This is a genomic window from Flavobacterium sp. LS1R10, assembly GCF_003968825.1.
Lineage (GTDB): Bacteria > Bacteroidota > Bacteroidia > Flavobacteriales > Flavobacteriaceae > Flavobacterium.
In genome coordinates, this window is record NZ_RYDH01000001.1 from 406,361 (window position 1) to 429,634 (window position 23,274).

The following is a 23,274-nucleotide window of genomic DNA, read 5'->3' on the forward strand; positions in this document are numbered from 1 at the left end:
GAGAAGTGAGTGGTGAGTAGCAACCAAAAAAGGCTAATTACTATTCACTTTTTACTATTCACTTTTATGGTACTTCTATTTCGTTTACAATTTTGTTAATAATATCAACCGAAGTAATGTTTTCGGCTTCTGCTTCGTAGGTAACACCAATTCTGTGACGCAATACATCATGCACTACCGCCCGAACATCTTCTGGAATTACATAACCGCGACGTTTGATAAAAGCGTAACATTTTGCAGCATTTGCTAAATTGATGCTTCCTCGAGGAGATGCTCCAAAACTGATTAACGGTTTCAAATCAGCCAATTTGTATTTCTCCGGGTACCGTGTGGCAAAAACGATATCCAGAATGTATTTCTCTATTTTTTCATCCATGTATACTTCCCGAACGGCTTCCTGTGCGCGCAAGATTTGCTCTACTGAAACTACTGGATTAACTTTTTCATAACTCCCTTTCAGGTTCTGGCGAACAATCAAACGTTCGTCTTCCATTTTTGGGTAATCAATAACCGTTTTCAACATAAAACGATCCACCTGGGCTTCAGGCAATTGGTACGTTCCTTCTTGTTCAATAGGATTTTGAGTAGCCAAAACCAAGAATGGACGGTCTAGTTTGAAAGTAGTGTCTCCAATAGTTACTTGCTTTTCCTGCATGGCTTCCAGTAAGGCGGATTGTACTTTGGCAGGTGCACGATTTATCTCATCCGCAAGGACGAAATTAGCAAAAATTGGTCCTTTTTTTATCGAAAACTCATTTTGTTTAATATTGTAAATCATTGTTCCCACAACATCCGCAGGCAATAAATCCGGCGTAAATTGTATTCTGCTGAAAGAACCATGTACGGCTTGTGAAAGCGTATTGATCGCTAATGTTTTTGCTAATCCGGGAACTCCTTCTAATAAAATATGACCCTGACCCAAAAGTCCAATCAACAAACGCTCCACCATGTGCTTTTGACCTACAATAACCTTGTTCATTTCCATTGTGAGAAGGTCTATAAAAGCACTCTCTCTTTCAATTTTTTCATTGATTGCTCTGATGTCTAAAGCCGCTGTATTTTCTTCCATTTTATTATTTTTAAAACCTTGAATTTAATGCCGTCGTTTTGAAGGTGCAAATTGAATTTTTTTTTAGAAGTAAGATGTTAAAAAATGGTTAAAACTTCGACAAAAGACTTAATTTTAAGGCCGAATTATGATACAATTTTTATATTTTTAAGAACTTTGGAAAATATATTTCGAATTTGAAGATTTACGCATTTTAATAAAAAATAAAAAACATGAATAAAACTAAATTATCACCCATTGTAGCAGGCGTCATGAACTGGGGGATTTGGGATAAAAATCTCAATACCAAAGAAATGGAAAACATGATTAATGTGTGTTTAGAAAATAAAATCACCACTTTTGACCATGCTGATATCTACGGGGATTACACCACCGAGTCTGATTTTGGAAAAGCATTTGCAGCCAGCAGTATTGACCGGGAAAAAATGCAATTGATATCCAAATGCGGAATCCAAATGGTGACCGAAAACCGGAACAATACGATCAAACATTATGAATATTCAAAAGAGTACATCATCTGGTCCGTTGAAAACTCCTTAAAAAACCTGCATACCGATTATTTAGACGTGCTTTTACTACACAGACCCAGTCCTTTGATGCAGCCGGATGAAATTGCCGAAGCCGTTTTGAAGCTAAAATCAGAAGGGAAGATCATCGATTTTGGAGTTTCTAATTTCACTTCTACACAAACCGAATTAATTGGTCAAAAAACAGAAGTCTTGTACAATCAAGTCCAATTTTCGGCCACTAATTTCGAACCTATGGTGGATGGAAGTTTTGATTATATGCAGGCCAATAACATTCGGCCTATGTCTTGGAATCCACTTGGATCTGTTTTCAGAAAAGATATTCCGCAAACCCATCGCTTAAAAAAATTATTGGCGACCTTAGTTTCAAAATACCATTTAGGCTCCGACTCGATTTTGCTGTCCTGGATTTTAAAACACCCTGCTCAAGTAATTCCTATTGCCGGAACGGTAAATGTAGCCCGAATCCAATCCTTGATGAAAGCCGTTGAATTAGAATTAGACAAAGAAGATTGGTTTGCTATTTGGGCAGCAAGTATGGGAACAAATGTAGCCTAGAATCCCTATTCAACTCAACAACTTTAGAATCAAAAAAGAAAAAAATTTCATGACTAAAACAGCCTTAGTGACCGGAGCCACCAGCGGAATTGGTAAAGCAACAGCACAAATATTAGCTAAAAATAACTATCAGATTATTCTTTGCGGACGCCGTGAGGACCGATTGACTGAACTCAAAAAGGAGCTTTCAGCATTTACCAAAGTGCATACGTTGTCTTTTGACGTTCGAGATAAAAAAGCGGTTTTCGAAAGCATCAATTCTATTCCGGAAGTCTTTGCTACAATTGATGTTTTGATTAATAATGCCGGAAATGCACATGGTTTAGACCCCATTCAAAAAGGAGATTTAGACGACTGGGATGCCATGATTGACATCAATGTAAAAGGACTTTTGTATGTCTCAAAAGCCATAATCCCACAAATGATCGAACGAAAATCAGGTCATATTATCAACATTGGGTCCATAGCCGGAAAAGAAGTATATCCAAACGGAAACGTCTATTGTGCTTCCAAACATGCTGTTGATGCCTTAAACCAAGCTATGCGAATGGACTTGAATCCTTATGGAATCCGGGTGGGAGCCATTCATCCCGGTGCCGTGGAAACAGAATTCAGTGAAGTGCGTTTCAAAGGCGATACAGACAGAGCCGCCAATGTATACAAAGGTTTTGAGCCATTACATCCTGAAGACATTGCTGACATTATTCACTTTGTAGTTTCCAGACCGTACCATGTAAATATTGCCGATTTGATGGTGTTGCCAACCGCACAAGCCGCTGCTACTATTTTAAAAAGGAATTGATTATCCCCATTATTTATTATAAAACACTACAATACATCGAGTTATCATTATATTTATAAAAGGGAATAAACAAAAAATGCAACAGGTAAAAATGCAACCGCTAATTCGCAGATTTTCTAATTAATTTTAAAATCTGCGAATTAGCGGTAGTTTATTAAAATATTCTGATAGAAAAGGATCAAAATAGGATCAACAAATATGTCTTTACAACACTGAAAAAAAAATACATAATAAACAGTACCAATGATCAACAAACGCATTCTTATTAAAAACCTGCTTGCTCACAATGATGAAAGTAGTTTTTATGACAAAAAGCGCCAGTTAAATTTGCATACACGGGAAGGAAAAGCCAAGTTTCTCAAACACATTTGCGCGCTGTCCAATTCAAACCCTATGAATAACTCCTATATTGTAGTGGGGGTTGAAGACCAAGACAATACTATTGTGGGGGATGATTTTTTTGATGACAGTCGGATTCAGAATTTAGTGAATGCCTATCTGGAGAATCCACCCAAAATTCAATATGAAAATATACCTTTTCCAAATCTACCAAAGGACAAGGTTATCGGACTGGTAACAATCAAGCCAAAAAGCAACACCTCCTATTTCAAAAAAGGAATTCACACGATTCCTGCCAACAGTATTTTTATCCGAAGAGGCAGCAACACGACACCGGTTGAAGGCGAAATTGAAAAGAATTATCAGAATACGGAAACCGTAATTGGCATTGAAAACAACTCCCGAAACAGCATTGAATACACACTTGATGGCGTGATTGATTTTATGAATTTACGCCACAAAGACATGTCGCCAAAGTATAAAGTATTCAAGGAGTTATTTGTGATTTGCTGGGCAGGAATTGCAAAAAAATCCCGTGATAAAACGTATTTATCCCGCGTGGATATTGAATTGATCAACGAACAAATCAAGCTGTTTTATTCGGCTCAGGATGTGGTCGAAATCACTTTTGACGAAGATACTTTTACCATTATTGAGTATGTTCCTTTGGGTCTGAATGATAAAACGAGTTATTATCCTTTAGAAAAACAAACGATTCATTTTCACGACAATGGCTATTATAAAATTGAGAGAGAGATGCTTTTTCAACCACCGGAATTCAACAAGAAAATGCTGTTCCATATTTATAATGCCAATATTACTTTGCTGAACAAACTCCAAAAAGGACTTTCATTAAGCAAACGAGAAGAAAAAGATTTAGAGAATTTACCCTCAACATTTATGATTTGCTACCTCAACGGTTTTGAAGAAGCCAAACAAAAGCTAATAGATGCCAAAGTACTGTTGAAACCTTTCAACCACGTGTATTTATCGTTCAAGGAAGCGTTGCGAATTTTGAGAAAGATGAAATATGATGTGCAGTAATTTTTTGTTGATTTATTTATTTTTAAAATGTCCTGAAAAGTAAAATAAGCCCGTAAAGCAGTGATATTTCAAGTTTTACTTTAAAATGAGATTTGAGGAATTTAGCCCTGTTATTTGCTATAAAAATCAGAATTTTTAAAAAAGAGCTCCTTTAACTTTAGTTAAAAAAATAAGTTAAAAAGTAGTACTTCACCACTCTTTTACTTAATTTTATACCTTGAAAGACAGCTCGTATTTCTTGCTGTTTTTAGACTAATAAATGAACAACCCGTACATGAGAACACTTGTTATAGGCGATATCCACGGTGGTTTGCGAGCATTACACCAAATTATGGAAAGAGCCAACGTTACTAAAAACGACACCCTGATTTTTCTGGGAGATTACGTCGATGGCTGGAGTCAATCTCCTCAGGTACTTGATTTTATCATTGATTTAAAAACCAAACAAAACTGCATTTGCATCCGCGGAAACCATGATGATTTATTGCTGGAATGGCTCGGCGAAAGCAAAGACAATCTGCTTTGGCACAAACATGGTGGAGAAGCAACTGTTTTAGCCTACGAAACGGTTGGCTTAGAAACCAAGAAAAAACACATTGAATTCCTGAAATCATTAGAAAATTTTCATCTGGACGAGCAACAACGGCTTTTTGTCCATGCCGGTTTTACGAATATGAATGGTGTTGACTTTGAATATTTTCCCGGGCTTTTCTATTGGGACAGAACCTTATGGGAAACGGCCTTGGCATTAGACACGACAATGAAAACCGACCATGCGTTTTACCCAAAACGCTTTACTTTATATAATGAAATCTATATTGGTCACACGCCTGTCACCCGAATAGGTGAAACGACTCCCGTTCAAAAGGCAAATGTTTGGAATGTGGATACCGGAGCAGCCTTCAAAGGACCATTGACTATTATGGATGTTGACACCAAGGAGTTTTGGCAAAGTGAACCTTTGAACCAATTGTATTTTGACGAAAAAGGAAGAAATTAGATGTCCTATTTTTTTAAACCTGTGTTTAAAAGTGATCTATTACTGCCACATTAACACTTGCACAAGCTTTAAAAAACAAAAAAAAATCGTCTAAGTCAAATATATTTGTCTGGGCACTTTGGATTTTATTATTGCTGTAGAAAAGGGTTTGTTTTTTTCGATGTGTATGACGGGTTAGATTACATCACAAAGATTATTGTGCGTGTTTTTTAATAAGTTTACAAGGAATTTGTAATACTAAAAAAGGCAATTTGAAATATTCAAATTGCCTTTTTTAGTTAATTCTATTTTAGGGTTACAAATCAAATTTTATTCCTTGTGCCAATGGCAATTGGGTTCCGTAATTGATAGTATTAGTTTGTCTTCTCATGTAGGCTTTCCATGCATCAGAACCCGATTCACGTCCGCCGCCAGTTTCTTTTTCCCCTCCAAAAGCACCACCAATTTCAGCTCCTGAAGTACCAATATTTACGTTGGCAATTCCACAATCAGAACCCGATTGAGAAAGGAACAATTCCATTTCTCTCATGCTGTTTGTAAAAATAGAAGAAGAAAGTCCTTGTGGAACTCCGTTTTGCAACGCAATCGCTTCTTCAATCGTGCTGTATTTCATTACATATAAAATAGGAGCAAAAGTTTCTGTTTGCACAATGTTAAAATGGTTTTCAGCTTCAATGATACATGGTCTTACATAACAACCACTTTCATATCCTTCGCCTTCAACCAAACCACCTTCAACAATAATTTTTCCACCTTCTTTTTTAGCGCTTTCAATCGCATTCAAATATTCCTGAACAGCACCTTTATCGATCAGCGGTCCTACGTGATTATTCTCATCCAATGGATTTCCTATTTGCAATTGACCATACGCATTTTTCAACACGCTGATGGTTTTGTCATATACACTTTCGTGAATGATTAAACGTCTGGTTGAGGTACAACGCTGTCCTGCTGTTCCTACCGCTCCAAAAACCGCTCCGACTAATACCATACTGATATCCGCGTGTTCCGAAACGATAATAGCATTGTTCCCTCCTAATTCAAGGATAGTATTTCCAAAACGTTCGGCAACAGTTTTTGATACGTGACGACCTATTCTAGTTGAACCTGTAAAAGAAACCAGCGAAATTCTCTTATCATTATTGATTAAGTCTCCGGATTCATTTCCTGTTACTAAACAACTAACGCCTTCAGGAACGTTATTTCTTTTTAACACTGTTTTAATGATGTTCTGACAAGCAATTCCACATAAAGGTACTTTTGAACTTGGCTTCCAGATGGCAACATCACCGCAAACCCAAGCAATCATAGCGTTCCAACTCCAAACTGCTACCGGAAAGTTAAACGCTGAAATGATTCCAACCGTTCCTATTGGATGGTATTGCTCATACATCCGGTGCAAAGGTCTTTCAGAGTGCATGGTTAATCCGTACAATTGACGGGATAATCCCACCGCAAAATCACAGATATCAATCATTTCCTGTACTTCGCCATATCCTTCTTGAAGACTTTTTCCCATTTCATAAGAAACTAGTTTTCCTAAAGGCTCTTTGAATTTTCTTAATTCATCTCCCATCTGGCGAACGATATCCCCTCTTTTAGGAGCTGGAACCATACGCCATTCTAAAAATGCTTCCGAAGCTTTTTGCATTGCTTTTTCATAGTCTTCCTTAGAAGACGTTTTTACTTTTCCAATTAAAGTCCCATCTGCTGGTGAATAACTTTCGATGATTTTTCCATTGGCAAAATTAGCTGCTCCTGTTGATGTTCCTTCATTTACCTCCTCAATCCCTAATTGCTTTAGGGCGTCTTTGATTCCGAATTGATCTGCTATTGTTATCATTGTAACTTTTTTATTAAAAATTGTTATATTATTTACAAATATATTGATTTAACGTCAAATACTAAACATTGCTACTTTTATTTTGTTCTTTGGATCCAAAATCTGTTTTTTATAAAACAAACCCTTTTATAGATCTCAGAATTCTATCCAAATGATCTTCTTTTGAGGTTCCTTGTTATCGGTAGGCAAAATAAAATCGGATACACACTATAGTTTTAATCCCCTATAGTTGTAAATCTATTCTATTTTATCTTAAAAACAGAACAATTACTTATCTTAACTTTTATTTCCTGCGACGTTCCGTGAATATATTTGCAAGGGATAGTGGGAAATAGCTCCAAATAAAAATTGGATTGCTTATTTTTGTGCTCAATAAAATAGAATCATGATACAGAATCCAAAAAGATATACAATTACAGCGGCATTGCCTTATACGAACGGCCCAATTCACATTGGCCATTTGGCGGGTGTCTACGTACCTTCGGACATATATTCCAGATATTTAAGATTGCAGGGAAGAGACGTTTTGTTTGTTTGCGGAAGTGACGAGCACGGCGTGGCGATTTCGATGAAAGCAAAAAAAGAAGGTATTACACCACAGGAAGTAATCGATAAATATGACGGAATTATACGTAAATCATTCTCTGATTTTGGAATTTCATTTGATAATTATTCCAGAACTTCGGCTAAAATCCATCATGATACCGCTTCGGAATTTTTTAGAAAGCTGTATGATAAAGGTGATTTTATTGAGGAAGTGACCGAGCAATTGTATGATGCAAAAGCGGATCAATTTTTGGCAGACCGGTTTGTGGTGGGAACGTGTCCAAAATGTGGCAACGAAGAAGCCTACGGCGATCAATGCGAAAAATGTGGCTCTACGTTGAATGCTACGGATTTGATTAATCCAAAATCGACCATTACAGGCGAAACGCCAATTATGAAAGCAACGAAACACTGGTTTTTGCCTTTGGATCGTTATGAAGATTTCCTGAAAGAATGGATTCTTGTTGGACATAAAAACGACTGGAAACCGAATGTTTACGGACAAGTAAAATCATGGATTGACGGTGGTTTAGAGCCTCGTGCAGTAACTCGTGACTTGGACTGGGGAATTGACGTTCCTGTTGAAGGTGCCGAAGGAAAAAAATTATACGTGTGGTTTGATGCGCCTATTGGCTACATTTCTTCTACAAAAGAATGGGCTTTGCGCGAAGGAAAAGATTGGGAACCGTACTGGAAAGATCAGGATACAAAACTGGTTCACTTCATAGGGAAAGACAATATTGTTTTCCATTGCATTATTTTTCCGGCGATGTTGAAAGCCGAAGGAAGTTATATTTTGCCGGACAATGTGCCTGCAAATGAGTTCTTAAATTTGGAAGGAAATAAATTATCGACTTCAAAAAACTGGGCGGTTTGGCTGCACGAATATTTGGAAGAATTCCCGAATCAGCAAGACGTGTTGCGTTATGCGTTGACCTCAAATGCACCGGAAACAAAAGACAATGATTTTACCTGGAAAGATTTTCAGGCGAGAAACAATAATGAATTGGTGGCGATTTACGGAAATTTCATTAATCGCGTGGTAGTTTTAACCAATAAATATTACAACGGAATTGTACCTACTCCAAATGAACTTTCGGAAGTGGACGAAGCTACTTTGACGGAATTGAAAGCGTATCCAGCGGTGATTTCAAGTTCTCTGGAGCGTTACAGATTCCGGGAAGCATTGAGCGAGTTGATGAATGTGGCTCGTTTAGGAAATAAATATTTAGCCGACGAAGAACCCTGGAAAGTAATCAAAGACAATCCGGAGCGCGTGCAGACACAAATGTACGTTGCGTTGCAAATTGCGGCTGCGTTGAGTTCACTTTGCGAACCCTTCTTGCCGTTTACAGCTACAAAATTATCAAGAATTCTAAAAATAAAAAGTCCTTTGAATTGGAATACTGTTGCTCAAAACTCTGATTTGATTCCAGCTGGTCACCAAATTGGAGAAGCGGAATTATTGTTTGCCAAAATTGAAGACGAGGAAATACAGAAACAAATTGACAAATTAGAGGCGACTAAAACGGCTAACAAAGCAGAGAATAAAGTAGCCGAACCACAGAAAGAAACAATTCAATTTGAGGATTTTACCAAAATGGATATCCGTACAGGAACAATTCTGGAAGCCGAAAAAATGCCGAAAGCGAACAAGCTTTTGATTTTGAAAATAGATACTGGAATTGACGTGCGCACCATTGTTTCAGGAATTGCGGAGAGTTTTAAGCCCGAAGATATAATAGGAAAAAAAGTTACTGTTTTAGTGAATTTGGCTCCAAGAAACCTTCGTGGCGTAGAAAGTCAGGGCATGATATTGATGACCACTAATGCCGAAGGGAAACTGGTTTTTGTAAATCCGGATACCGATGGCATTGCCAATGGAGAGACTATAAATTAAGAAAAAACAACCGCAAATTTGCTAATTAATATGTAATCTTAAATATATTAATTAGCGAATTCGCGGTAAATAAAAAATATGAGCTTAAAAGTAATTGCCTTCGATGCCGATGATACCTTATGGATCAACGAAACCTATTTTGATGAAACGGAGAAAAAATTCTGCGGTTTGATGGAAGATTATTTATCGCATCAGGGAATTTCTAAAGAACTTTTCAAGGTCGAAATTGACAATCTGAAATTATACGGCTACGGAATCAAAGGCTATATTCTTTCGATGATTGAAGCCGCGATGAATATTTCGAATAATACCATTCCTATTGAAATAATCGAAAAAATTATTCAATATGGAAAAGAATTGCTGGAGAAACCTATCGTTTTATTGGATGGTGTTCAAGAAACTTTAGACGCATTGAACGGAAAATACAAATTGGTTGTAGCTACCAAAGGCGATTTATTAGACCAACGCCGAAAATTGCACAATTCTGGTTTGGGACATTATTTTCACCATATAGAAGTGATGTCAGACAAACAGGAAAAAGATTATTCTGATCTCATCAAACGATTGGAAATACAACCTTCGGAATTTTTTATGATTGGCAATTCCTTAAAATCAGATATACTTCCGGTTTTAGCCATTGGCGGACATGCCGTTCACATTCCGTTTCATACCACTTGGGCACATGAAAAAATTGACCATAAAATAGAACACGAAAATTTCATTGCTTTCAAAAAAATAACAGACGTTTTAAAACGATTGGAATTACGATAAATCCACCAATCCAATTGGCTAAAATTAGAGTATGCGAGTGCATTTGTCAGATCTGTTCTGTCTTAAATTTAGCCCCTTTAAACCTCTTTTTTAAGTAAAAAAGACACAAATTCAGCATATAAATACCTATTTTGAGCTATCAAAAACGCTTTAAAACATTCAAAAAATGCCCGTTTTAGTACATTGTTTATTACAATTGGAACGAATCCTTATATAATTTACTCTTTACCGGCTATCCTCCATTTTTGTACTGTAGGTTTGTAAAAACTTTAAATTTTTATATGATGAAAAAAATCATACTTACGTTAGTTTTTGCTTCAGCGATTACAACTTTAAGCGCTCAAACAGAACCTCAGAAAAATACTGAAAACGATTACAACAAATGGTCTGTTGAATTAGCAGGTGGTGTTAATAAAACACAAAGACCAATGACTGCTGGTTATTTCACCTCTACACCTAGTCCTTTTGTTGCTGATCTTGGAGTTCGATATATGTTCAACAACAAATTTGGTTTAAAGGCTGACATTGGATACAACAGCTTCCAAGGCAAAAACAATTCAATTGATTTTGACACTAAATATTACAGAGCAGATATTCAAGCCGTCGCTAATTTAGGAAGAATCATGAATTTTGAAACATGGACAAACACTCTTGGTTTATTGGGTCATGCAGGTTTTGGTTTAGCACAATTAGAAGACCAAAATTCGGCGTTGAAAGACAGAATGGGTAACTTTATGGCCGGTGTTACAGGTCAAATTAAACTATCAAACAGAATTGCTCTAACGGGAGATTTCACAACTATTCTTAATGCTGCGCAAGATGCCGCTTTTGATGGTGCAAGTACTCGTGATGCCAGAGGTTTCTCAGGAATTCTTTTTAATGGTACAGTAGGTTTAACAGTTTACTTAGGTAAAAACGAAAAACATGCGGACTGGGTTATCGATCACGAAGGTAAATTTGATGCAATTGATACAAGATTTATGGCTATCGAAAATAAAATGCTGGATACGGATGGAGATGGCGTAGCTAATTATTTAGATCAAGAAGAAAATACCCCTGCAGGAGCTTTGGTTGACACAAAAGGAAGATCAATTGATAAAAATAACAACAATGTTCCTGATGCTACAGAAGCTTACGTCCTAGAGAATTATGCTAGCAAAACCCCCGATAGTAACGTTGTATATGATAACGAACTAATCAAAAGTTTAATTAATGGTGGTTATGTTGCTGTTTATTTTAACTTTGATCAATCAAGACCAACTGACGTATCTACAGAAGCTACTAGTTTTATTTTAACATACTTGAGAGACAATCCTTCTGCTTCAGTAGACATTATTGGCCATGCTGATGAATTAGGAGGATCTGCTTACAATGATAAATTATCTACAGCAAGAGCTAACCATGTTAAAACTACATTGGTAAAAGCTAACATTGATGCATCAAGATTGAATGTTGTTGCAAACGGTGAAGATACCTCTGTAGATAAAAATTCAGTAAATGCAAGAAAATTAGTTAGAAGAGTTACGTTCTCCGTAAAATAAGCTTCATACTTACTTATAAAAAAGCCCTAAAGGAAAATTTCTTTAGGGCTTTTTTTAGAACTACACCTTATCTAACTGTTCCATTTTAGAATAGAGAATCAACTAACTCCTAACTATTCACAAAGAATAGCTGTACTTTTGAACTTTAAATAAAATCCCTTCATTTTGAGAACCCTTTTAGATATAGAAAATTGGCCCAGAAAAGAACATTTTCATTTTTTTAGACAATTTGAAGAACCTTTTTTTGGAGCCACAGTCAAAATTGATTGTACGAAAGCTTATGCAGCTGCAAAAGCACTAAATTCTTCTTTTTTTAATTATTATTTACACCAAACATTAGTAGCGGTAAATACCATTGAATCTTTTAAGTATCGAGTTTCAGAGGACCAAATATATATTTGTGACCAAATTAATGCTTCAGCTACAATTGGTCGGGAGGACGGCACTTTCGGATTTTCTTTAATCGAATACAATGCTGATTTTGCAGTTTTCAAAACGACCTCCGCTACAGAGATTGCCCGCATTCAAACCACAACAGGACTTTTTACCCGAACCTTTGAGGAGGATAACGTGATCCATTTTTCAGCAATTCCGTGGCTGGATTTTTCCTCTTTATCCCATGCTAGAAGTTTTTCCTTTCCGGACAGCTGTCCAAAAATATCTTTTGGCAAAATGAAAGTCTCCCCTAGTGGCAAAAGAACCATGCCCATGTCTGTTCATGTACATCATGGATTAATGGACGGTTTTCATCTGGGACAATTTGTGGATTGTTTTCAGGAATTGATGAATCAGTAGTGACTTATTTTTTTTAACTTTACTAAAAACTAAAATTATGCTATCTAAAAATATTGAAATTGCCCTAAACAAACAGATTCGCATTGAAGCAGAATCCTCGCAAACCTACCTTTCTATGGCGTGTTGGGCTGAAGTGAGCGGACTGGAAGGAATTGCTCAATTCATGTTTGCCCAATCTGACGAAGAGCGCCTGCACATGCTCAAATTAATCAAGTATGTAAATGAACGTGGTAGCCATGCAAAAATAACGGACTTAAAAGCCCCAAAAACTACTTATGAAACCTTCAAAGATATGTTTGAGGAACTTTATAAACATGAAATTTTTGTTTCGGATTCGATAAATGAGTTGGTACACATCACTTTCTCTGAAAAAGATTATGCCACACATAACTTTCTGCAATGGTATGTTGCCGAGCAAATTGAGGAAGAAGCGACCGCAAAATCTATTTTGGACAAAATCAACTTAATAGGAGATGACAAAGGCGGTTTATACTTATTTGACAGAGACTTACAACAAGTGGCGCTTGTCAAACCTGCTATTTAAATGTTAAAATTTATTTAGAACAGATAAAAATAATATACATTTGCCTTAGTTTTTAATTCTTTATAAAAATTGGAAAAGAAAAAAAAGGAAAAGAAAAAAAATCAAAAAGAAATCCTTAAAACCATTAAGATTGCAGAAAACTGCAAATCTAAATGTTGCAAAAAATTCAAAAAAGGGGAAGACAATCGCTGTAAGCGGTGTCCGTTGTTTGATTTATTAAAAAAAGTATCCTGATTCAAAACATAAATGCCCTCTGATACAGAGGGCATTATTTTATTGCTTAGTCTTGAAAAACCTATTTCCCTAAAAGCAAAACATCATCAACGACAACTTCAGTGATGTAACGTTTTTCTCCATTTTTATCGTCATAACTTCTATGGGTTAATTTTCCTTCAATGGCAATTTCTTTTCCTTTGGTAACATATTTCTCTATGATTTCAGCCGTTTTTCCCCAAGCAACGAGTTTGTGCCATTGGGTTTCTTCTACTTTTTCTCCTTTGTCGTTTTTGTAGCTTTCATTTGTAGCTAAGGAAAAATTAGCTAGTTTTTTTCCTCCGTCAAATGATTTGATTTCCGGATCATTTCCTACATGTCCAATTAACTGTACTTTGTTTCTTAATGTGCTCATGGCGTATACTATTTAAATGTTAGTGTATGTTTGTTGAATTGGTCTTTCAAATCAACAGGGCAAAGATGCGATCATAGCTAAAAAGCATTCGGTTGTTAACTATTTACTTTCGGTTGTAACTATTTGTAACCGTTTGTAATTGGTAAATTTTAGCTATATTTGATAAAATCATTATTTCATGCAAGCCAAAATAAACAAAGTAGAGTTACGAAATCTAGCGATTGAAGACTATAAAGAGCTCAAAAAATCAATGGTAGAATCGTATCCGGAAATGGTAGGTTCCTATTGGAGAGAACATCATATTGAAAAATTATTGAGCATTTTTCCGGAAGGCCAACTCGTAATCTTAGTAGACGGCAAAGTTGTAGGCTCTGCATTATCGCTAATTGTGGATGAAAGCTTAGTAGACAAAAACCATAATTATTCTGATATAACAGGAAAATATACCTTTTCGACCCACAATCCACAAGGGGATGTCTTGTATGGAATAGATGTGTTTATTCATCCAAGCTACAGAGGACTCCGCTTGGGAAGACGTTTGTATGACGCCCGTAAAGAACTATGTGAACAATTGAATTTGAAAGCAATTGTTTTTGCCGGCAGGATTCCAAATTATGGGCAACACGCCAAAACCCTCACTCCTAAAAATTATATCGAAAAAGTAAAAAGAAAAGAGCTACACGACCCTGTGCTTTCTTTTCAGCTGAGCAATGATTTTCACGTAATCCGGGTCATGAAAAACTATCTGGAAGGCGATACCGATTCTAAAGAATTTGCCGTTTTACTAGAATGGAATAATATTTATTACGACGAAAGCCCTAAATTAATAAACCTCAAGAAAAGTGTCATCCGCCTGGGACTCGTTCAGTGGCAGATGCGCCAACTCAACAATCTGGAAGCTTTATTTGAACAATGTGAATTTTTTGTTGATGTCGTTTCCGGGTATGGCAGTGATTTTGCACTATTTCCAGAACTCTTTACCGCTCCGTTGATGGCGGATTACAATCATTTGTCCGAGGCAGAAGCCATACGGGAATTAGCCAAACATTCAGAGCCTGTTCGCAAACGCTTTCAGGAGCTAGCCATTTCGTACAACATCAACATTATTACAGGAAGTATGCCTCATTTAGAAAACGGCACGCTTTACAATGTGGGTTTTTTATGCAAGAGAGACGGAACTTCAGAAATGTATGCCAAAATTCATGTTACTCCAAACGAAGTACAGCACTGGGGGATGACCGGAGGATCACAAATTAAGACCTTTGATACCGATTGTGGTAAAATAGGCATCATGATTTGTTATGATGTTGAATTTCCGGAACTCTCTAGATTAATGGCAGATGAAGGCATGAATATTTTATTTGTACCGTTCTTAACAGATACTCAAAACGCCTATACCAGAGTCAAACATTGCGCACAAGCCAGAGCGATTGAAAACGAATGTTATGTAGCCATAGCAGGATGTGTAGGAAATCTTCCAAAGGTAAACAACATGGATATTCAATATGCGCAATCAGCAGTATTTACACCTTCTGATTTTGCTTTTCCAAGTAATGGAATCAAAGCCGAAGCAACCCCAAATACCGAGATGACACTCATTGTAGACGTAGATTTAGATTTACTGAAAGAGCTTCACGAGCACGGTAGCGTACGCATTCTAAAAGACCGTAGAACTGATTTATACGATATCAAAAAAACAAATCCATGACAAAAACCTGCTTAGAATGTGAAGAGAAAATTGTAGGCCGTGAAGATAAAAAGTTTTGCAGTGACGGATGTCGCAACGCCTACAACAATAAAATGAACAAAGACAGCACTAATTTTATGCGCAACATCAACAATAAGTTGCGTAAAAATTACCGCATTCTAATTGAACTTAATCCCGATGGAAAATCAAAAACCACCCGCGCAAAATTATTAAGCAAAGGTTTTGATTTTGAATTTTTTACTAATATTCTGCGAACCAAAACAGGAAATACTTACTATTTCCTGTACGATCAGGGGTATTTAGTTTTAGACAATGAGTGTTACATGCTAGTCAAAAAAGACATTTAACACCGCATCCAAATCCACTTACTTACCATGAAAAAAGATTATTTCTCCATTTTTGCCGGTTTGTTTATTTCAGTAACCCTAGCGTTAATCTACTTTACGATGATGCCGCAATGGACTTCCAATGATCAAGGGTCCCTTACTGAGTTTTCGACCCAAAGGGCTTTGAATCACATCAAATCCATTTCAAAAAAACCTCATTATGTAGGCTCCGACAATCATGATGTGGTCGCAAATTACCTCCTGAAAGAGCTAAAAAAGTTAGGACTGCAGACTTCTGTTCAAACCGGCTATACGCTAAGTGACTGGGGAAATCTTGTACAATCAAAAAACATCTTGGCTCGTATCAAAGGTTCTAATAGTTCCAAAGCCTTGTTGTTGCTTTCACACTATGACAGCGCACCCCATTCCTACTCGCCTGGAGCTAGTGATGCGGGTTCCGGTGTAGCTACAATTCTGGAAAGTGTTCGGGCTTTTTTATACAATAAAACCCCGCATAAAAACGATATTATTATTCTGTTTTCGGATGCAGAAGAGTTAGGACTTAATGGTGCTGCACTTTTTGTAACCCAACATCAATGGGCAAAACAAGTGGGACTGGTACTCAACTTTGAAGCCCGTGGTTCTTCCGGCCCCAGCTACATGCTGATGGAAACTAACAATGGAAATGCAGGATTAGTAAAAGAGTTTGCTGCTGCAAAAGCGACTTTTCCAGTATCTAATTCCTTGATGTACAGTATTTATAAAATGTTACCCAACGACACTGATTTGACCGTTTTTAGGGAACAAGGCGATATTCAGGGCTATAACTTTGCATTTATTGACGACCATTTTAACTACCATACCGCTCAGGATGACATCCAGCATTTAAACAAAAATACGCTGGCTCATCAGGGTTCATATTTAATGCCGTTGTTAAATTATTTTTCCAATACGGATTTAAATGCGGTGCAATCCAGTGAAGAGTATGTCTATTTTACCATTCCATACACTTTTATAAGCTATCCTTTCAGTTGGGTTTTGCCTATGGTTCTACTCGCTTTAGCGTTGTTTCTTTCGCTATTATTTATAGGAAGAGCCAAACGCCTTATATCAGCCCGAGAAATTGTAAAAGGATTCATTCCGCTGTTTGGTTCCCTGACGGCAACGGGAATAATTACCTTTTTTGGATGGAAAGGATTGCTGCTCGTCTATCCTCAATACACGGATTTGCTGAACGGATTTACCTATAACGGACATGCTTACATAGCTGCTTTCGTACTGCTGGCTTTAGCAATAAGCATGGTCTTTTATCATTTATTTTCATGTCGTAAAGTCAACATCAATCATTATGTAGCGCCATTATTTATTTGGATTGTGATTAATGCCATCATAGCTTTTATGTTACCGGGAGCTGGATTCTTGATTATTCCGGTGTACTTTGGTCTATTCCTTTTTGGGGTTTTCATTGTGACTCAAAAATCAAGCGAAACATTAAATCTTATTTTTAGCATTCCTGCTTTGATCATTATAGCTCCTTTTATCCAAATGTTTCCTATCGGTTTGGGACTAAAGGTATTGTTTGGAAGTGCCCTTCTTACCGTATTGCTATTCGGATTATTGCTGCCTATTTTTGGGGCTTTCGCCAAAAAGGGAATCTGGTCTATACTCCTGCTTTTGCTTTCCATTGGCTTTTTTGCGAAAGCGCATTTAGAGTCGGGATACAAACCCGGAAAAGCGAAGTCAAATAGTTTATTATACCTCTATAATGCTGACACAGATCAAGCCAATTGGGCCACGTATGACACCAATCTCGATTCCTGGACCACAGGCTATTTGGGTGTAAACCCGAAAAAGGCAACCAATTTGAACGAAATTCCGTTGTTTAGCAAATACAATTCTGGTTTTACCTATGCTGCCAAAGCTCCTAAAAAAGCGATTCCGAAACCAACTATCGCATTTCTGGAAGACCGAATTATAGGAAATCAAAGACATGTCAAAATAAAAATTTCCCCGAACAGAAACGTTAATCGCTATGACATTTTTGCCAATGAAAAAATGATACTTCATAATTTAAAAGCGAATGGCGTGACTACACTAGGTCGGAAAAATTCAATTTACCAGCGAAAAGGAAAGAAGATATTGAGTTATTATGTGGTAGGAAACGCCCCTTTAGAATTGCAGTTTAGTTTTAATGCTGCAACTGCGTTCAACATGGAACTGTTAGAAAGTTCTTTTGACCTACTTTCAAATCCTTTATTTGAAATCACGAAAAGAGAAAACTGGATGATGCCAACCCCTTTTGTTTTGAACGATGCGGTTGTCATTAGGCAAAAAATAAAAGCGAGTCCGGTTGTTGTGAATACTTTGAATACTACTGTAACAAATCCTGTTGTAAAAGATAGTTTAGCAGTAGTGAAAGACAGTTTGAAAAAATTATGATGGAATTTCTTTAAGGTCACATTTTATGACCTTGAATAAATTTAAATTTATGAGAATGCACGGCCACCAATTGTAACCGCATATAAATTTGAAAATTACGATTGATTACAAAAAACGAAAATGACAAAAATTAGTGTTCTGGGTTGCGGATGGCTGGGTTTGCCTTTGGCGAAAGCCTTCCTTTCAAAAGGATTTTCCGTGAAGGGCTCGACGACTTCTACAGCGAAATTAGACGTATTGAAAAATGCCGGAATCGCTCCTTTCTTAATTGCGCTTTCAGAAAATAAAACCAAAGGAAACCTTTCTGATTTTCTGGAAAATTCTAAAATTTTAATCATTGATGTCCCACCAAAACTTCGTGGTTTAGCGCAAGAAAACTTTGTTGCCAAGATTAGAAATATGATTCCATCTATCGAAAAATCTTCTATTGAAAACGTACTTTTCATCAGTTCGACATCTGTTTATAATGATGAAGCTATTTTTGTTACTGAAGAAACTATCCCAAAACCGGATACGGAAAGCGGCAAACAATTACTGGAAACAGAACAGCTTTTGCAAAACAACAGTCATTTTAAAACGACGGTATTGCGTTTTGGCGGATTAATTGGCCAGGACCGCCATCCTGTAAAATTCTTGGCCGGCAGAGAAAATCTTGACAACCCTAATGCAACCATTAACTTAATTCATCAAGACGATTGTATTGGAATCATTGAAAAAATTATTGAAACGGATTCATGGAATGAAACCTTCAATGCAGTGGCTCCATTTCATCCTTCTCGAGAACAGTACTACACCCAAAAAGCGAAGGATCTGGATTTAGCTTTGCCAAAATTTAATTCTGAAGAAAATTCAACTGGAAAAATAATTTTGAGTGCTCGCATAGAAACGGTTTTAAAGTATACTTTTACGAAACCAAATTTGTAATGTGAGAACTAAAATTAAGAATGCCGTTTCGTCCAAAATAGACACTATTGGACTGCCAATTTTGGCTTTGTGTTGGGTCAGTTTTTTTTGGGGAACTACCTGGATTGCTTCTAAAGAGGGCGTGAAACACATGCCCGCCTTACAACTTGTCGCCATCAGACAATTTTTAGGAGGATTCCTGTATATTTCCTATTTTTTATTTAAAAAGGCGCCTTGGCCAAAGGGAAAACAATGGAAAACGATCATCATTCTAAGCATTCTTAATTTTGTTTTAAGCAACGGATTAAGCACTTGGGGCGTCAAGTATATCAGTAGTGGTCTAGGCGCAATTATTGGTGCTTGCGTCCCTTTATGGATTGTGATCATTACTTTTTTTAGAGGCGAACGATTATCCAGAGTATCAGTTGTGGGTTTGATTATCAGTTTCAGTGGGGTTTGTGTGATTTTTTACGACCACCTGAGTGATTTTTTGATTCCTAGTTTCAGATTTGGAATAATCATTTCCATAATTTCTACTTTAACTTGGGCTTTTGGCACCTTGTACACGAAGAAAAAAGCAGCCACTTTTAATCCGTATTTTAGTTTGGGACTGCAAATGTTTATTTCTAGTATTTTAGTTTTCGCCTACACTGGCGCAACTGGAATTTCCGTCAAATTAAGTGAAATTCCTGCTGCTTCCTGGTGGTCTATCGCTTATTTAGTTGTTTTTGGTTCCATACTTACTTTCATTGCCTTTATTTATGCTCTTCAAAATCTTCCTGCGGAGATCAGTAGTGTGTATTCCTATATCAACCCAATTATTGCCGTGATTTTAGGCGCAATAATCTTTGGGGAAACCCTCAATACTGCCATAGCCGTAGGAGGTGGCGTCACCTTATTTGGCTTGTATCTGGTGAATTATTCGCTGAGAAGAACCCGAAAAAACAGTATCAAAACAGAATAAAAAAAGTCCCATTTGCTCAGGCAAATGGGACTTTTTCATACTACAAGATAATTTTTATACCTGTATTTTTTTCTGGACTGAAGCTACGTATCTGTGTCATTCGACTAAGGAGAAATCACATCAGGATCATACTCTCGTGAATAATTTCTACCAGATTTTTACTCTCTTTTCTGGAGCAATGTACATTCCATCATTTTCTTTAATATCAAAGGCTTGATAAAACGTATCAATATTTTGCAAAGGCACATACGCACGGTACATTCCTGGAGAATGCGGATCTGTTTTCACTTGGTTTTTCAAGGCTTCATCACGCATTTTGGAACGCCAGATCGTTGACCAGGAAATAAAGAACCGTTGTTCCGGAGTATATCCATCGATTAATCCCGGGTTTCCGTTTGCTTTCAGGTACAATTGCAAACCATCATAAGCGGCATTTACGCCTCCTAAATCTCCAATGTTTTCACCAAGCGTGAATTTACCATCTACAAAAGTTCCTGGAATAGGTTGCAAAGCGCTGTATTGAGCTGCAAGCGCTCCTGTTAAAGCAGAGAATTGTTTCAAATCTTCAGCGGTCCACCAATCTACTAAGTTTCCGTCAGCATTGTAACGCGATCCCGAATCATCAAACCCATGTGAAATTTCATGCCCGATAACGGCTCCAATTCCACCATAATTTACGGCTTCATCTGCTTGATAATTATAAAAAGGCGGTTGCAAAATAGCTGCTGGAAATACAATTTCATTATTTGATGGGTTGAAATAGGCGTTCACCGTTTGTGGAGACATGCCCCATTTTTCTTTATCGACTGGCTTGTTCAATTCAGCTATGTTTTCTTCAAAACGCCATTTTGCCAAGTTTTTAACATTATCAAAATACGTTCCGCCTTCTTTTGGACTTTTAATGGTCAAGGCTGAATAATCTTTCCATTTGTCTGGATATCCAATTTTTATTCTTGATTTATGCAGTTTAGCAAGTGCACTTACCTTAGTTTCTGTAGACATCCAAGGCAAATTATTGATTCGGTTTTCGAAAGCAAGAAATATATTTTTGATCATTTTTTCCGCTTTGGCTTTGGCTTCAGCCGGAAACATTTTCTCTACATATAATTTTCCTAACGCTTCTCCAACCGTTCCGTTGATGGTTTGAAGTGCTCTTTCGTCACGTGGTCTTTGACTTACAGCGCCCGTCAGGGTTTTTCCGTAAAACTCCCAGTTTGCGTCTTCAATAGTAGTTGACAATTGACTTGATGCTCTGTTTAATAAAGTCCAACGCATGTATGCTTTCCAGTCTTCTACTTTATTTTCTTTGAAAATTGTTTCTAAAGCAGTCATATATTTAGGCTGCGACACTATCAAGGAATCCACTTTAGGCAATCCTATTTTTGTGAAATAATTATCCCAGTTGATTGAAGGCGTCAGTTTTTGTAAATCTTTAACCGTCATTGGGTTGTATGATTTACGACGGTCTCTTCTTTCTACTCTATCCAATCTTGGTTTAGACATGGCGATTTCAAGTGCCAGGATTTTTTCGGCATTCGCTTTAGCAACTACCGGAGTATCACCAAGGTACTGTAACATTTTAGCAACGTGAAGCACGTATTTAGCTCGTTTTTCTTTAGAGTCGGCATCTTCAGAAACATAATAATCTCTGTCTGGCAAACCTACGCTACCCAATCCTACATTAATTACATTTCTATTGCTGTTCTTTGCATCAGTGCCTACACTGGCTCCCACAAATCCAATACCGCCAATTGGCTCCATTTCAATTAATAATGCCTCTAGGTCTTTCGCATTTTTAACTGCGTTTATTTTTGTCAAATACGGCCTTAAAGGCGCTATCCCAAGCTTATTTCTTCCTATGGTATCTAATATCGACTGGTATAAATTAACGGCTTTCCCTTGATCAGTATTTGATTTATAACTCGGATTCTTAGTGGCTTCCTTCAAGATTGCCAAAGCATCGGCATCTGTTTTTTGACGCAATTCATCAAAACTTCCCCAACGGGTTCTATCAGCTGGAATTTCTGTATTATCCAACCATGTTCCATTCACATAGCGAAAAAAATCATTGTTGGGTTGTACATTCTTGTCCATGTGGTTCACATTGATTCCTGGCTCTTTCGCCACGGCTGTGTTCTGGGCTTGACTTACCGTAAAACCCATGATTGCAGGAATCACAAAAAGCAACTGCTTATTGATGTTCTTTTTCATTTTTAATATATATTTAGTTAGTTTTACAAAGCTATCAATAAAACTTTTAACTTCTTGTTAAATTTTATCCCAATAAGATTGTGTTAATTTGAATTAAAAACAAATTTCGTTTTCGTATTTTTGTATTAAAATAACATTATGTTACGAATTTTAAAAAAATACCGAATCTTTTTAGGCGTCTTCCTGGTTTTTTCTGCAGTCGTTTTATCCTTATTTTATTCGGCCTTAAAGCCAAAAAAAACACTTCCTATTTTTAATCCTTCTGATGTAAATCCGGAATTAGTAGACAGTACGATTCAGTATAAAAGTAAATACCATACCATTGCTGATTTTTCGTTTGTCAACCAAAACGGAAAAACCATCACCCAAAAAGACTATGAAGGAAAAATATATGTGGCTGATTTTTTCTTTACCACTTGCGGCTCCATTTGTCCAAAAATGAGCACCAATTTATCGGATATCCAGAAAGTTTTTGCCAATGATCCCAAGGTGAAGTTATTGTCGCATACTGTTTTTCCAGAGACGGACAGCGTTCCGGTTTTGAAGGCTTACGCCAAAAAATATAAGGTAGATGCCTCAAAATGGAATTTAGTCACCGGCGATAAAAAAGAAATTTATGAGATGGCCAGAAAATCGTATTTGGCCGTTAAACTGGGAGAACCAAGCGAATTATACGACATGGTTCACACGGAAAATTTTGTATTGGTAGATACTAAAAAAAGAGTTCGTGGGTTTTATGACGGTACTAACAAAGAAGACATGAAACGATTAATCGACGACATTCGTTTTTTGAGTGCCGAATAAGATTAATTGACC

The 23,274-nt window shown here is 36.9% G+C and carries 19 protein-coding genes; 15 read left to right on the plus strand and 4 right to left on the minus strand.

Annotated elements, in window-relative coordinates; translation table 11 throughout:
• Window positions 1–64: 64 nt before the first annotated feature.
• Window positions 65–1,069, minus strand: coding sequence for an AAA family ATPase (locus EKL96_RS01775; protein ID WP_126452140.1), 1,005 nt, complete (start codon window positions 1,067–1,069; stop codon window positions 65–67).
• Between the two features lie 212 nt (window positions 1,070–1,281).
• Between EKL96_RS01775 and EKL96_RS01780 the strand changes: the two genes are divergently transcribed.
• The 4 genes from EKL96_RS01780 (at window position 1,282) to EKL96_RS01795 (ending at window position 5,339) form a co-directional block, all read left to right on the plus strand.
• Window positions 1,282–2,154 (plus strand): aldo/keto reductase family oxidoreductase, encoded by an 873-nt coding sequence (locus EKL96_RS01780; RefSeq protein WP_126452142.1) that lies wholly within the window; start codon window positions 1,282–1,284, stop codon window positions 2,152–2,154.
• Between the two features lie 49 nt (window positions 2,155–2,203).
• A complete protein-coding gene (locus tag EKL96_RS01785) occupies window positions 2,204–2,956 on the plus strand; it encodes an SDR family NAD(P)-dependent oxidoreductase (RefSeq protein ID WP_126457682.1) in 753 nt (250 codons plus the stop codon).
• 243 nt (window positions 2,957–3,199) lie between these two features.
• On the plus strand, window positions 3,200–4,339 hold the full coding sequence (locus EKL96_RS01790; protein ID WP_126457683.1) for an ATP-binding protein: 1,140 nt from the start codon (window positions 3,200–3,202) through the stop codon (window positions 4,337–4,339).
• Between the two features lie 274 nt (window positions 4,340–4,613).
• Window positions 4,614–5,339 (plus strand): metallophosphoesterase family protein, encoded by a 726-nt coding sequence (locus EKL96_RS01795; protein WP_126457684.1) that lies wholly within the window; start codon window positions 4,614–4,616, stop codon window positions 5,337–5,339.
• Window positions 5,340–5,634: 295 nt separating this feature from the next.
• On the opposite strand, the gene EKL96_RS01800 is transcribed toward EKL96_RS01795, so the two are convergent.
• Window positions 5,635–7,182 carry an aldehyde dehydrogenase family protein gene (locus tag EKL96_RS01800; protein WP_126452148.1) on the minus strand — a complete coding sequence of 516 codons (1,548 nt, stop codon included), beginning with the start codon at window positions 7,180–7,182 and terminating at the stop codon, window positions 5,635–5,637.
• A 385-nt stretch (window positions 7,183–7,567) separates the two neighbouring features.
• Here EKL96_RS01800 and metG point away from each other — a divergent pair, with 385 nt between their 5' ends.
• The 5 genes from metG (at window position 7,568) to EKL96_RS01825 (ending at window position 13,279) form a co-directional block, all read left to right on the plus strand.
• Window positions 7,568–9,628 carry a methionine--tRNA ligase gene (gene metG / locus EKL96_RS01805; protein WP_126457685.1) on the plus strand — a complete coding sequence of 687 codons (2,061 nt, stop codon included), beginning with the start codon at window positions 7,568–7,570 and terminating at the stop codon, window positions 9,626–9,628.
• A gap of 78 nt (window positions 9,629–9,706) precedes the next feature.
• A complete protein-coding gene (locus EKL96_RS01810) occupies window positions 9,707–10,399 on the plus strand; it encodes an HAD family hydrolase (protein WP_126457686.1) in 693 nt (230 codons plus the stop codon).
• A 284-nt stretch (window positions 10,400–10,683) separates the two neighbouring features.
• Entirely contained in the window at window positions 10,684–11,940 is a 1,257-nt protein-coding gene (locus tag EKL96_RS01815) for an OmpA family protein (RefSeq protein ID WP_126457687.1), read from the plus strand.
• 165 nt (window positions 11,941–12,105) lie between these two features.
• Entirely contained in the window at window positions 12,106–12,735 is a 630-nt protein-coding gene (locus EKL96_RS01820) for a chloramphenicol acetyltransferase (RefSeq protein ID WP_126457688.1), read from the plus strand.
• A gap of 37 nt (window positions 12,736–12,772) precedes the next feature.
• Window positions 12,773–13,279, plus strand: a complete 507-nt coding sequence (locus tag EKL96_RS01825) for a ferritin (protein ID WP_126457689.1) — start codon at window positions 12,773–12,775, stop codon at window positions 13,277–13,279.
• Between the two features lie 295 nt (window positions 13,280–13,574).
• Here EKL96_RS01825 and EKL96_RS01830 read toward each other — a convergent pair whose 3' ends face one another.
• A complete protein-coding gene (locus EKL96_RS01830) occupies window positions 13,575–13,907 on the minus strand; it encodes a single-stranded DNA-binding protein (RefSeq protein WP_126452160.1) in 333 nt (110 codons plus the stop codon).
• 178 nt (window positions 13,908–14,085) lie between these two features.
• On the opposite strand from EKL96_RS01830, the gene EKL96_RS01835 reads away from it, so the two are divergent.
• The 5 genes from EKL96_RS01835 (at window position 14,086) to EKL96_RS01855 (ending at window position 20,247) form a co-directional block, all read left to right on the plus strand.
• Window positions 14,086–15,615, plus strand: a complete 1,530-nt coding sequence (locus tag EKL96_RS01835) for a bifunctional GNAT family N-acetyltransferase/carbon-nitrogen hydrolase family protein (protein WP_126457690.1) — start codon at window positions 14,086–14,088, stop codon at window positions 15,613–15,615.
• The gene (locus EKL96_RS01840; RefSeq protein ID WP_126457691.1) at window positions 15,612–15,962 is read left to right on the plus strand and encodes a hypothetical protein; all 351 of its coding nucleotides are present in this window, start codon (window positions 15,612–15,614) and stop codon (window positions 15,960–15,962) included. The genes EKL96_RS01835 and EKL96_RS01840 overlap by 4 nt, the downstream gene beginning before the upstream one ends.
• Before the next feature lie 27 nt (window positions 15,963–15,989).
• The gene (locus EKL96_RS01845) at window positions 15,990–18,380 is read left to right on the plus strand and encodes a M28 family peptidase (protein WP_317125128.1); all 2,391 of its coding nucleotides are present in this window, start codon (window positions 15,990–15,992) and stop codon (window positions 18,378–18,380) included.
• 120 nt (window positions 18,381–18,500) lie between these two features.
• Window positions 18,501–19,304: an SDR family oxidoreductase gene (locus EKL96_RS01850; protein WP_126457692.1), complete on the plus strand. Its 804-nt coding sequence runs from the start codon at window positions 18,501–18,503 to the stop codon at window positions 19,302–19,304.
• Window position 19,305: 1 nt separating this feature from the next.
• Window positions 19,306–20,247, plus strand: coding sequence for a DMT family transporter (locus tag EKL96_RS01855; RefSeq protein ID WP_233579252.1), 942 nt, complete (start codon window positions 19,306–19,308; stop codon window positions 20,245–20,247).
• Window positions 20,248–20,394: 147 nt separating this feature from the next.
• On the opposite strand, the gene EKL96_RS01860 is transcribed toward EKL96_RS01855, so the two are convergent.
• Window positions 20,395–22,458, minus strand: coding sequence for a M13 family metallopeptidase (locus EKL96_RS01860; protein ID WP_126457693.1), 2,064 nt, complete (start codon window positions 22,456–22,458; stop codon window positions 20,395–20,397).
• Between the two features lie 138 nt (window positions 22,459–22,596).
• Between EKL96_RS01860 and EKL96_RS01865 the strand changes: the two genes are divergently transcribed.
• Entirely contained in the window at window positions 22,597–23,262 is a 666-nt protein-coding gene (locus EKL96_RS01865) for an SCO family protein (RefSeq protein ID WP_126457694.1), read from the plus strand.
• The last annotated feature ends 12 nt before the right edge of the window (window positions 23,263–23,274 follow it).

Bases quoted from the DNA above. Each gene is read 5' to 3' on its own strand.
- EKL96_RS01790 (WP_126457683.1), top strand. From the start codon at position 3,200: ATGATCAACAAACGCATTCTTATTAAAAACCTGCTTGCTCACAATGAT.
- EKL96_RS01800 (WP_126452148.1), bottom strand. From the start codon at position 7,182: ATGATAACAATAGCAGATCAATTCGGAATCAAAGACGCCCTAAAGCAA.
- EKL96_RS01865 (WP_126457694.1), top strand. From the start codon at position 22,597: ATGTTACGAATTTTAAAAAAATACCGAATCTTTTTAGGCGTCTTCCTG.
- EKL96_RS01825 (WP_126457689.1), top strand. From the start codon at position 12,773: ATGCTATCTAAAAATATTGAAATTGCCCTAAACAAACAGATTCGCATT.
- EKL96_RS01860 (WP_126457693.1), bottom strand. From the start codon at position 22,458: ATGAAAAAGAACATCAATAAGCAGTTGCTTTTTGTGATTCCTGCAATC.
- EKL96_RS01815 (WP_126457687.1), top strand. From the start codon at position 10,684: ATGAAAAAAATCATACTTACGTTAGTTTTTGCTTCAGCGATTACAACT.
- EKL96_RS01785 (WP_126457682.1), top strand. From the start codon at position 2,204: ATGACTAAAACAGCCTTAGTGACCGGAGCCACCAGCGGAATTGGTAAA.
- EKL96_RS01810 (WP_126457686.1), top strand. From the start codon at position 9,707: ATGAGCTTAAAAGTAATTGCCTTCGATGCCGATGATACCTTATGGATC.
- EKL96_RS01775 (WP_126452140.1), bottom strand. From the start codon at position 1,069: ATGGAAGAAAATACAGCGGCTTTAGACATCAGAGCAATCAATGAAAAA.
- EKL96_RS01830 (WP_126452160.1), bottom strand. From the start codon at position 13,907: ATGAGCACATTAAGAAACAAAGTACAGTTAATTGGACATGTAGGAAAT.
- EKL96_RS01845 (WP_317125128.1), top strand. From the start codon at position 15,990: ATGAAAAAAGATTATTTCTCCATTTTTGCCGGTTTGTTTATTTCAGTA.
- EKL96_RS01780 (WP_126452142.1), top strand. From the start codon at position 1,282: ATGAATAAAACTAAATTATCACCCATTGTAGCAGGCGTCATGAACTGG.
- EKL96_RS01835 (WP_126457690.1), top strand. From the start codon at position 14,086: ATGCAAGCCAAAATAAACAAAGTAGAGTTACGAAATCTAGCGATTGAA.
- EKL96_RS01795 (WP_126457684.1), top strand. From the start codon at position 4,614: ATGAGAACACTTGTTATAGGCGATATCCACGGTGGTTTGCGAGCATTA.
- metG (WP_126457685.1), top strand. From the start codon at position 7,568: ATGATACAGAATCCAAAAAGATATACAATTACAGCGGCATTGCCTTAT.
- EKL96_RS01840 (WP_126457691.1), top strand. From the start codon at position 15,612: ATGACAAAAACCTGCTTAGAATGTGAAGAGAAAATTGTAGGCCGTGAA.
- EKL96_RS01850 (WP_126457692.1), top strand. From the start codon at position 18,501: ATGACAAAAATTAGTGTTCTGGGTTGCGGATGGCTGGGTTTGCCTTTG.